At 36.7% G+C, this 12,114-nt stretch carries 6 protein-coding genes; all 6 read right to left on the reverse strand.

Annotated features, from left to right (window positions below):
• Positions 1–39: 39 nt before the first annotated feature.
• From xyl3A to PQ462_RS12945, 6 genes are read right to left on the reverse strand one after another with little or no spacing between them, the layout of a single operon-like run.
• On the reverse strand, positions 40–2,634 hold the full coding sequence (xyl3A, locus tag PQ462_RS12920) for a xylan 1,4-beta-xylosidase (RefSeq protein WP_274250255.1): 2,595 nt from the start codon (positions 2,632–2,634) through the stop codon (positions 40–42).
• Between the two features lie 42 nt (positions 2,635–2,676).
• Positions 2,677–4,233 (reverse strand): glycoside hydrolase family 43 protein, encoded by a 1,557-nt coding sequence (locus PQ462_RS12925; protein ID WP_274250256.1) that lies wholly within the window; start codon positions 4,231–4,233, stop codon positions 2,677–2,679.
• A gap of 32 nt (positions 4,234–4,265) precedes the next feature.
• Positions 4,266–6,563, reverse strand: a complete 2,298-nt coding sequence (locus PQ462_RS12930) for a glycoside hydrolase family 127 protein (RefSeq protein ID WP_274250257.1) — start codon at positions 6,561–6,563, stop codon at positions 4,266–4,268.
• Between the two features lie 18 nt (positions 6,564–6,581).
• Positions 6,582–9,107 carry a glycosyl hydrolase 115 family protein gene (locus PQ462_RS12935; protein ID WP_274250258.1) on the reverse strand — a complete coding sequence of 842 codons (2,526 nt, stop codon included), beginning with the start codon at positions 9,105–9,107 and terminating at the stop codon, positions 6,582–6,584.
• A 22-nt stretch (positions 9,108–9,129) separates the two neighbouring features.
• Positions 9,130–10,812, reverse strand: a complete 1,683-nt coding sequence (locus PQ462_RS12940; protein WP_274250259.1) for a sialate O-acetylesterase — start codon at positions 10,810–10,812, stop codon at positions 9,130–9,132.
• A gap of 51 nt (positions 10,813–10,863) precedes the next feature.
• Positions 10,864–12,108: an SGNH/GDSL hydrolase family protein gene (locus PQ462_RS12945; protein ID WP_274250260.1), complete on the reverse strand. Its 1,245-nt coding sequence runs from the start codon at positions 12,106–12,108 to the stop codon at positions 10,864–10,866.
• Between the last annotated feature and the right edge of the window lie 6 nt (positions 12,109–12,114).

The following is a 12,114-nucleotide window of genomic DNA, read 5'->3' on the forward strand; positions in this document are numbered from 1 at the left end:
TTTTTATTTGATAAAGAAATTTAAGAGGCGGTCTTTTATTTACTGAATAAGCACTTTGGCTGTTTTTAAATCTTTAGTATCCGAACTGTTTCCATAATACACTTCGTATTCGCCGGAAGCTATATTCATTCCTCTGGTTTTAGCATCATAAAACTCAAACGAAGATGCGGGTAAATCGATTGTAACATTTTGTTTTTCGCCTGCCTTTAGCTCAATTCGTTTAAAAGCTTTTAATGTTTTCAACGGGCCTTCTGTATCATTTAATTTTCGGACATACACCTGAACAATCTCTGTTCCGCTGCGCTTACTGCTGTTTTTTATTGAAAATTTCAGCTGTGTATCTTCATTCGGTTTTATTTTGCTTTTACTTAGATTCCCTGCCTGAATATCGAATTTAGAATAGCTTAAGCCAAAACCAAAAGGAAACAAAACATCTGTGGTATAACGATAGGTACGCCCTTTAAGCGAATAATCTTCGAAGTCGCCTAATTTATCTGAGTTTTTATAAAATGAAACTGGCAGTTTCCCCGCAGGGTTATAATCTCCAAAAAGTACATCGGCGACAGCCTGTCCTCCTGATTCTCCCGGATACCACGCCTGCAGAATAGCATCACAGCTTTCTGTTTCTGGTGTTAAAGCAATAGCAGATCCAGAACAGTTTACAAAAATTACTTTTTTACCTGCTGCTTTAAGTTCTTTTAAGCATTTTCTCTGCACAGCAGGAAGTTCAATGTTGGTTCTGTCGCCTCCTTTAAAACCGGGAAAAGAAACAGGCATTTCTTCTCCTTCTAATAAAGTCGAAAGTCCTCCTGCAAAAATTACGGTGTCAATGCCTTTTAATTTTTGAATCAAGGCTTTAAAGTCGATATCAAACTCTTTTCCAAAATCAAATTCTAAGTTAGCCTGCCAATCATTGGATTGTGCAAAAAGAATTTCGATTTTATATTTCATGCCTGCTTCAACCGGAAACGGGATTTTTCCCGGAACAGTACGCCAGTTGGTATACTTTGCGATCGATTTACCGTTAACTAATAATTCAAAAGCACCTGTCGCTCCGGTTTTAAAAACAAGGTTTTCAGTTTTTTTTGCTGTAAATTCGGCTTCATATTTTGCAGAGAATCCTTCTAGTTTAACTCCTGAAGCAAATTCATGCTGACCTGCTGTGGTCATTTTTATAGGATTTAATATTTGCTGCGAAATAACACTGTTTCCTTCTCTATCAGCGTTATTCCAATAAACTGCTTTCATTCCTTTTTTTCCTTCAAAAGAAATTTGATCAAAATACGTCTCTGTTACTTTGTCTTCAACTAAATCACAAGATTTATCATACAGGACTTTATTTGCAGCCAGTTTCCCCTCAATTCCTTTTTTAATGGTAATGGTTTTATTGGGAGTTCCGTTATAATTTCCCCATAACATAGGTTCGTTATCAGCATTTGGACCTATAACTGCCATTTTATTTACGTTTTTATTTAAAGGCAGTATATTATTTTTATTCTGTAAAAGTGTCATTGACTTTTGAGCCATTTCTAAAGCCAATTGCTGATGTTCTTTACTATTCAGCACACTTGCCGGAATTTGAGCCCAAGGTACAATCGAGTCATCGTCCATTTCGCCCAAATCAAAACGGCCTATTAAAACACGAAGCAGACTTTTATTAATTTCTTCTTCCTTGATTAAATCTTTCTCAACGGCTTCCGGAAGTTTTTTAAACGGATATTTATCCCATACACATTCTACATCAGTTCCTGCCAATACAGCTTTTGATGCGGCATGAACCTCATCTGATGAAACCTTATGTGTGGTATAAAAATCAGTAACAGCACCGCAGTCTGAAACTACCAGATATTGAAATCCCCATTCATCGCGAAGAATACGCTGTAATAATCGGGTGTTGCTGCAGCACGGTTCATCGTCTAATCGCTGATAGGCACACATTACCTGTCTTACATCGGCTTCCTGTACTAATGCCTTAAATGCAGGCAGATAGGTTTCGTATAGTTCACGCGGCTTTACATTATTGAGATTCAATTCATGTCTGCTCCATTCAGGTCCTGAATGAACGGCAAAATGTTTAGCGCAGGCCAAGAGCTTTCTGTATTTTGCATCTGCTGGTCCCTGAAGTCCTTTTACAACCGAAACTCCCATTCTGGAAGTCAGATAAGGATCTTCACCATAGGTTTCCTGTCCACGTCCCCAGCGTGGGTCTCTAAAGATATTTACATTGGGCGTCCAGACCGAAAGGCTTAAAAAACGTTTGTTTTCATTTCCGTTTTGTATCCATTGGTTGTATTTTGCACGGCCTTCATCTGAAACGGCATCAAATACACGAAAAACCAATTGATCGTCAAACGATGCCGCCATACCTATTGGTTCAGGAAAAACAGTAACATTATCGTTATTGGCGTAACCATGCAAAGCCTCGCTCCACCAGTTAAACTTTTTGATTCCTAATCGGGATATTGCATCACTCTGATCGCACATTAAAGCTGCTTTTTCTTCGAGCGTTAATCGGGAAATTAAATCTTCTGCACGTTTTTTAGAACTAAGCGACGGATCTTTATAAGGATACTGCTGTGCGTTTAAATTGAAAAAGCATAGTAAACTTAAAAGATACAGATAATTATTTTTCATGTTTTTTCTTTTGAATTAAAGATGCTGCTGTTCGTTTATCATTTAATTTTTGTTCTCAAGATGGAAGTAATCAAAATCGACATAACCTCCTAAGCTTTTCTCTGCATAATTAAAAAGACCAAATCTGTAGCCCATAAAATGAGGAAGCGTGTAAGGCAGTTTTATTTCATTTCCTATTCTCATCCATTCTTTTCCGTTAAGGCTGTAGTAAAAGCGTCCTAAATCTGTTTTGTCTTTAAAATTGCATGAAGCTTTGAAATAGATTTTATTTCCGGAAAAAGGAACGCTTTGAATCTCTTTTGAAATGCCGTTTACTGTTTCAATCATGACAATTCTTTTTGATCCGTTTTCTGCTTTTACGCCGACTAAACCAAAATCTTTTTGAAATAAAGTGAGTCCGGCAAAATCACCTTCTTTCATTTGAGAAACTTCCAAAAGTGTCGTTCCTGAACATTCTGGTCCAAAAGTTCTTTGTGTAAGCGTATTTTTTGCCTGAGTTAAAGTGTTTGTTATAGAAGCGGTTTTTAATCGTAAGTATCCTTTTCTTTCCTGAACAGACCATAACGAATTATCAGGATTATGGTTCCACTGCCAGACTAAAGGCAGATCTTTGTCTTCCTTTTTTCGGCTGAAATCATCTGAATTCACAATTCCCGGAATTAATCCTTTACTTTCGGGTAAATCAAGATATTGAGGCACTTTATTATTTTCACCCAAAACAGGCCACCCATCGACCCATTTTACAGGCACAAAATATGGAATACGGCCAACGCCTCCATAATCTCTAAATAAGTACGAAAACCATTTTCCGTCTGGAGTGTCAATTAAACCTCCTTGTGCCACACCTAAATCCTGTAAACCAATCTTTCCTTCCCACGGTCCCGTAATTTTATCGGCTCTGTGAATAAGCACTGTGCGCATTCCGTCTTTTGGCCAGACAATGTTAAACAGATAATACTTTCCGTTTATCTTGTACAATTGAGAACCTTCTGCTCCCAGCATAATGTTATTTCCTGCCGGACTGCTGGCATTTTCAATTAATACCTGATCTAGTCCGTTTTCTTTTATTCCTGATAAATCTGATTTTAGTTCTTTAATAAAAAGTTTCCCATTTCCATACACCATGTAAACCCTGCTATCGTCATCAAACAAAATACTGTGATCGTGATACGCGGGACTAAAACTAATTTCTTTCCACGGCCCTTTTTCGATATCTTTTGTGGTATATACATACGTCTTTCCGGTAGTCTGGGCAAAAGTGGTTACATAAAACATATTATTATGAAATCTGATATTACTTGCCCATGAACCTCGTCCGTAAGTGTTTTTGCCATTATCCAGATTTAGTTCATCACCGCTTCCTAAAGTATCATACGCATAGTTTATTATTTTCCAGTTAATTAAATCTTTTGATTTCATTATAGGAACGCCCGGATTCATGTGCATCGTGGTACTACTCATATAATAATTACTTCCGATCCTGATAATGGATAAATCAGGAACATCTGCAAAAATTACAGAGTTTTGTGCTTTTTTATCCTGCGCATTAGATCCGGTAAGAATTAAAAAAAATGCTAATAGGTTATAGAGTACTTTCATGGTTTTATTTTCTGAACTTTTAAACTTTCCCTTTAATTTTTCACGATTCGCAATTGGTAAAACTTAGGACTTACTTTTCCGTCTTTAGCAGTTATTTTAATTGCTATAACGTCTTGTTTTGCAATATCGAGCCTGATTTTTTTATTTTCTAAAGAGACTATTTCTGCTGGTTTGCTGTTGATCGTTATAGTAATATCATTGAGACTAATTGTATCTAAAATACTTATATCAAGGAACTTTCCTAATTTGTTTTTGTTTATCATTTGATAGGAAATATAAGACTGGGTATTTCTCCAAAATCGGCCGTCATCATATCCTGAATTACTTTTTTCTCCTCTATACAAATGATCAACTTCCGGCTGTTGTTCTCCGCAGTTAATTTTATCTATGGTATTCGCTTCAAGCGTCATTTCTTTTATTTCCTGTTCTCGCAGTATTTCCTGTTTTTCTTTAAATTCATCTTTAGTAAAGGTTTGGAAATACATTTGATAACGTGCATCATGCAGTTCAAAAAAAGGTTCTAATTCTAAAGAATCCAAAGCAAAACGCATATTGCCAAGTTCTTTAAGTCTGGAAACATAACTTGCTTTTTCGCCTACAAGCGCATAAGCTTTATCCATTGGCATGTATTTTCCCGAAGCGACGTGACCCATACGGCTGTCATCTGCAAATAATCCGTCTAATGCCTCTGTAGAAGTTTTGGCAGCTAAAACAATTGGGCCGTTCACAAAAGCGCTCCAATTAGAACCATCAGGCAATTGCTCTAAATGGGTTTTCGTTTCAAATTCAATACGTACATGGTCTTTTGATTTCCATTTTCTTTTAAGAATGATATAACCCGATGGTTTTAATTCTGTTTTCTGCTCTTTATCGTTGATGAATACTTTAAAGTTTTCTGCCCATTTTGGACGGCGGATATTTAAATCAAAAGTTTTTGCCTTTTTGAGATTTAGAATAATTTCGGTGCTGTTTTCATAAGGGAATTTTGTACGCTGTTCGAATTCAATTCCTCTTTCATTCCAGTTTAAGGTTGATGCTATAAAGAGATTGACAAAAACTGCCTCATCAAAATGGCTGTAAATTAATTCTCCATATTTTGTATGATTCTCCAATCCAGATCCTACACAGCACCACATACTGGTTTCGGGCTGTGAATAAACCCGATAATGATTGGGTCTAATGGGCGTAAAATAAACAAAACCTCCTTTTTCCGGATGCTGGCTTGACAATATATGATTGTAAAGCGTACGTTCGTAGAAATCGAGATAATTCATTTCTTGTTTTTCCAGAAATAAGGCTTTGCTGAGACGTTCCATGTTATAGGAATTACAGGTTTCCGGTCCTTCATTTGACTTAAGCATACCGCTGAAATCATTGACAGGATTAAAATGTTCTGAAACACTGTTACCGCCAAAAGCCACGCTTCGTTTTTGAGTAACATTATCCCAAAAAAAAGTAACTGCTTCTGACCATTCTTTATCTGCTGAAATAGAAGCAATTTTTTCAAAACCAATAACTTTGGGAATTTGAGTATTGGCATGAAGTCCGGTAAGTTTATCTTCTTTCTTTATTAAAGATTCTAAAAAACTCTTTTGGGAAATTTTTTGAGCTGTTTCCAGATATTTTTTATCCTTCGTAATAAGATATAAATCTGCAAAAGACTCGTTAATGCCTCCGTGTTCTGTTTTTAAAATTTTCTGGATCTGATCGTCACTCAGTGGTTTTATCATTTCAATAAACCAGTCTCCCAGCTTTATTAAAACTTCTTTTGCCTGCTGGTTTCCTGTGTATTGATAAGCATCATTTAATCCTGCAAAAAGTTTATGGATATTGTAAATGGGAACCCAGGTATTGTTTAATCCAAAACTGCTTCCGTCGATATCTCCTTTGTGAATGCGGTCCCAAAAAACTTTTCCCTGCGGAATCCCGCCAACATATCCATTTCCGTTTTTTTCCTGACATCTGCCTAATTCAGAAATCATGTAATCTAATCTGCTTTTAAGCTCAGGATTTCCTGTAGAAGCATACATCATAGATAATGCCGATAAATAATGTCCGGCAATATGACCGTCTAGACCCAGACTTTCCCAATTGCCGTAACGATCTGACTTTACCGGAAGACCTGCATCAATTAAATAAGGCGCAAGAAGTTTATCCGTATTAAGGGCAAGCATATATTTAAGATCAACATCTTGTGCCTTTTTAAAGGGTCCGTCTCCTAATCTCACTTCCTGTAACGGAAATGTTTTCATTTGAGCTGCTGCTGAAAATGTAATGCATACTGCTATTAAACATCCTAGTTTATTATATTTCTCAAAGATATTTGCCATGTTTTTATTGAATTAAAACTAATCCTGTGAAACCCTGTCACTTTCGGGCGCACCCAGATAAGACGGTTTTAATCCGCCGGTATTTATTAAAATCTTCTGAAGAACAATTCCGGGATCCAGTACGCGAAAACGCAGTGTATGTCTGCCTGGTTTTAAAATCTGGTGTGACGTAAGGGAATGGATCATGTGTTCTGCCTGCCATTTTCCGAGTTCGCCGCGATATTTTCCGTTAAAATTTACAAGCTGTGGTTTTTCATCATCAAAAGAAACTTCATAACGAAGCCCTTTGTTGCTGTTAAAATTAAGTGTAGGCGCTAGTAATAATTCAACATTAAAAGTTCCGGTCGAAGTAAAATCAATTTCATATTCTACAAAAATATTTTCCTTTGTGTCCGTATAAAGGTTTTGAGGTAATGTCGTAATACCGCTTTTTGTTTTTCCAAAATCAGGAATTGTTTCCCAATAAATTCTTTTTGAATTGTTTGCTTTAGAAAAATGTGCGGCTTCTATAGAAACATAACCGTCTTTTTCTACAAATACTTTTCGTTCAGTTTTTTCAGAGGCTGTAATATATTGTACTTCAGGTAAAATATTTTTAGGAGTATCAAACCAGTTTTTGTAACCAATGCGCATTTGATCCATCATGTGAGGCCATTTTCCATTGGCAATTTCAGTATTGTATTTGTTTTGAAGAACAGAATCGCGCGCGAACTTAGTCTTCACCAAATCGGCATAATAATTAGCATCAATATCTTTCTGTTTGTATAATTTTTTATTCAACGCTTGTGCAAAATACATTTCATAAAGATTACTGCAGGCATCTATAGGATATAAAACGAGTTCGAAATAAGCATCTTTATATTCCTCTGGTAAATCATTATAAACTCTGTAAGCATCAAGTGCCAGATTTTTATAATCGTTTACTACATTTTGAAATTCATTGTAATTTTCAAGACTGTAAGTTTGACTGTCGAGCATTTCTGGTGTTACACGACGATTGAATTTGGGATACGCATTTAAAAATCCGGCAATTTCTTTTGAATGTTTTTCTCCAAACTGCTCTGCAGCCCATTTTTCGGTAAATTCAAATAAATTCTGCGGATTAAATTTCTTAGGGTTCCATGCCATATCGAGAAAAAAGCTGATAGGAAATTCCATTGGTTTAAGATCACCCACATTTACAATCCAGACTTTATCTACACCATGCTCATAACTAAGATTCATTTGTTCCCATACTCTTTGTATCGGACTTATATTAATCCATTTTGAATTTCTTGGACCTCCAACGTAATCAAAATGATAATACATACCGTAACCGCCCTTATGCAGGGGTTTACTTAAATCTGGAAGTTTACGGACATTTCCCCAGTTATCATCACAGAATAATAAAATCACATCATCCGGAACACGCATTCCCTGATCGTAATAATCCTGAACTTCTTTGTATAAAGCCCAAACCTGAGGCGTTTTGTCTGGACTTTGTCCGGTTTCCTGCGAAATAATACGGCGCTGTTCTTTTACTATATTTTCAAGCAGACTTATATTAGTTCCTTCGCTCATGGCTTCGTCACCGTCTCCGCGCATTCCTATGGTTACTAGTTTTTCCCAGTTTTTACTTCGTACGATACCGCTTTTCCAGAATTCATCTAAAACAGTTTTGTTTTTAGAATAATCCCAAACATTAGGGAGATTGTTTTTTTTGATATAACGGTGCCAGTCTGTTTGAGCCAAAGCCATTGGTTCATGGTGGGATGTTCCCATTATAATTCCCATTTCATTAGCAAGAGGTCCGCTTAACGGGTCATCATCATAAAAAGCATTTCCCCACATGGCAGGCCACATATAATTGGACTTTAAACGAAGTAATAATTCGAAAACTTTCTCATAGAACTTACTATTAAATCCGCCGAATGTTTTTTTTGCCCAGCCGCTCAATGCGGGAGCTTCATCATTTAAAAAGATTCCTCTGTATTTTACAGCCGGTTCTCCATCGCTGTACGTTCCTTTTATAAAATAAAGTGTTTCACTTTTCTTTACCGGAACATCTGCCCAGTAATACCAGGGTGAAACTCCTATTTGTCTGGATAATTCATATATGCCGTAAATTGTGCCGCGTTTGTCACTTCCGGCAATTACAATGGCTTCTTCAACTCCTTTAAACGGATTTTTGACGTGCTGGATAATAAATTTTTCATTTTTTCCTTTCAGCTCTTTTCCGTTGATTTTCTTCTGCTTTATTAAATCATCAATGACTGAATTTCCTGCCATTCCAATTATAATAAGAGGAGAAAAATCTGCTGGGTTTTGATTCAGAATAACAGGTTTTGAACCCGTAACTTTTTCAAAATCTGATTGGAGATTATATACGGCGCGCATGATACCAGCATCAAGCGTAGTATTTATGAAAAAAGACGGCTGTACTGATTTTTCTTTCAGCACCATAACGTTAGAACTTTTTTCATGGGTAATGAAAGGTTCTGCTGCTTTTAAAGGGCTGTAAATACAGATAATCAATAAGGCAATCCATGTTGAAAGACTTTTCATTTTATTTTCTCTTAATTAAAAATTACTTCTCGATAGTATAGGCAGATATGCTGTATTTTTGAAAAACTGAGGGATCAACCTCTTTAAATAAAAATTGTGAAAACATATAAAGTCCATTTTTCCAGACTTTAAAGTCGTGTACTCCCGGTTCTATGTAGTAAATATGAGGAACATTGTTTTTAGCCAGATAATCGTGTGTGCGGGTGCTGTTTTCTATAAGCCAGTCTTTATCACCGCATGAAATCCAAAGCAGTTTGAGTTTCTTTTTAGCTTCTTCGGGTTTTGCTAATAATTCTGCTCCTATTTTTGTATTGGGCGCAGCCGAAAAAGCTCCAACCAACGCAAATTGATCTAAATTCCCCAATCCGAAATTTAAAGACTGTCCGCCTCCCATAGATAAACCGGCAATAGCACGATGTTCTCTGTCTTTTAAAACCGGATATTTTTTTTCGATAAAAGGAATTAAATCGTTTAAAAGATCTTTTTCAAAAACACTAAAAGCTTTTACTTTATCTGCCGCCATGATATCACCGCCGGCTCTGTCGTCTTTCATTGCTCTGCCGTTTGGCATTACTACGATCATAGGTTCAAGCTTTCCCTCAGCATACAGATTATCTAATATAACATTGGGCTGTCCGCCGTTTAGCCATTCTTTTTCATCTCCTCCTATTCCGTGAAGCAGATAGAGAACCGGATATTTTTTATTTTTATTAAATCCCGGAGGTGCATAAATGGTTGCTTTTCTGGTTGAACCTACTGTTTTAGATTCGTAACTCAGTGTTTCGACCTTGCCTTGCGGAGCATTTGGGTTTATCTCATCAAATCCAAGAGGGGCGCGAACAATAAAAGGTTCTTTGCCGTTAAATAGCATATATCCTGATAGAGACAGCATTTTATCGGCATAACGTTTTCCTAATTCTCTGTAACCTTCAGGGCTGAAATGCAGGAAATCAGCATCTGCTTTACATCCTTTTGAAGAAATAATATAAGAGTTTGGCAGTACCTGAGGCAGTTTTGCAATAATCTTATTCATACTGCCGCATTTACCATTCTGATCTTCATTTACGGTTTCTCCGGAAAGTAATGGTACCTTTTTAGGATCAAGATTGAGGTCTTTTATTAAATTATCATAGACAACTTTTACTTTTTGAGGCCAGAGTGTATCGCCTGTATTTGATTCTCCCTGATGAAGCAGAATGCCTTTTATGACGCCTTTTTTCTGAGCAATTTTAGCCATTTCTACCAATCTCCCGTATGGATTGCCGTCGTATTGTTTTACGATGTTTTTTAACCAGTCGGGAGAATTAGCAACATAACTTTCGAAATTATTTTTATCAAAAAGTTCTATTTTACAGCCTCCAACAGCAACATTTACAACACCGACTTTTATATTCTGCGGAAGATTCGATATCATGGTTCTTCCAAAATAATCCATTGGGGTAAGTCCTGTGGTACATCTGCATAAAGGCGGAACAGCTGTATACCATTTGCCTTTTTCGCGTCCCATTTCCGGACAGTCAACTGCCGACAAAACCTGAAAGCGTTCGTTGACACCTGTTTTATCCTGAGGTTCTATTTTGGCAAAACCTTCCATATTCGATTGTCCGAAACTTAAATACACATGAAAACTCGGATCTTGGGAATATCCTTTCTGTACTGTTAAAAAAAGAATCGTAAATATTGAAAACCTGATTATTAATTTCATTTTATACTTTAATTAAAATTTGCAATTAAAAATTAGTCTTGTGAAATCGTGTTATTGAAACAAATCTAAATCAACGGTTTCTCCCATTCTTTGATATCCTTTTTCATTGGGATGTAAAAAATCGTTGTCGTGCATATCTGGCAAAATTGTTTTGGAGCCAACGCCTGAAGCCATTGCTTTATCAAAATCAATTACAGCATCAAAATTGCCTTTGGTTCTAATCCATTCGTTTACAATATCTCGTGCATCTTGTTTGTAAGGCGCATCATAAAAGGATTTTTCAAATGGCAGGATTGTACCGCCAAATACTTTTATGCCTTTGGCATGGGCTTTATCAATCATTACTTTATAGCCCTCTATAATTTCTTGTGCTATGGCTGATGCATCCTCAGCTTTTCGAATACCGCCAATGTCATTTATTCCTTCCAGAATAATAAGCCATTTAGTCCCGCTTTGAGAAAGTACGTCTCTGTCAAAACGATTTAAAGCCGTTGGTCCTAATCCTCCTCTTACTACACAATTTCCTCCAATTCCTAAATTAAGCACGCCAATATGGGCTGTGTTTTTATTAGCATTTAGACGTGATGCTAAAATATCTGTCCATCGGTTTTGTTTGTTTGTTCCTGATCCGCGGCCATCGATAATTGAATTTCCTAAGCATACAACATTACTCTCATTTTTAGCTGAACTAATGTCAACTCCCATGATAGAATACCAATGATCTGTTTTTACCGCTCCTGTAAAAGATTCGTTATTGATATGATCGCCTTGCAAAATATAAGAAGTCGTGCGGGAACCGGGATGACCTGATACGTTTGATGAAATTTCGCCATAATGAATGGTAATGGCCAAAAGCTGTCCTGGCTGTAATTCAAAATCAAAAGCGTCTGAATATACTACCTCATCAGCTCCCAATGTTACTTGCGGACTGCCTTTAAAACTCAATATTTTCTGTGTTTTTATATCTACAGCCGGAGCTTCTGTAACATTGGCTACACTTACCGATTTCAGAACGGCAGGCTGATCGCTAAACAGATTAGAAAAACGAAGTCTAATCTGTTTACCGCCCAGCGATACTTTAATAATCTGACGAAGTGTATTGTGTGCTAATCCGGGTTCAGGAGGCATATTTTTTGGTTCAACAAGCATTTGAGCTGCTGTCCACGTGCCTGTCCAGTTTTGATCTTCTTTTTTATCTCCCGTTTTAATTAATGCTTTATTCGATGTACATCCTGCCATTGCAAACAGCAGATTTAAAAGTACGATCCATTTAACAGACTTTATTTTTACATTCATTTTATT

This window comes from Flavobacterium sp. KACC 22758, assembly GCF_028736135.1.
Lineage (GTDB): Bacteria > Bacteroidota > Bacteroidia > Flavobacteriales > Flavobacteriaceae > Flavobacterium > Flavobacterium johnsoniae.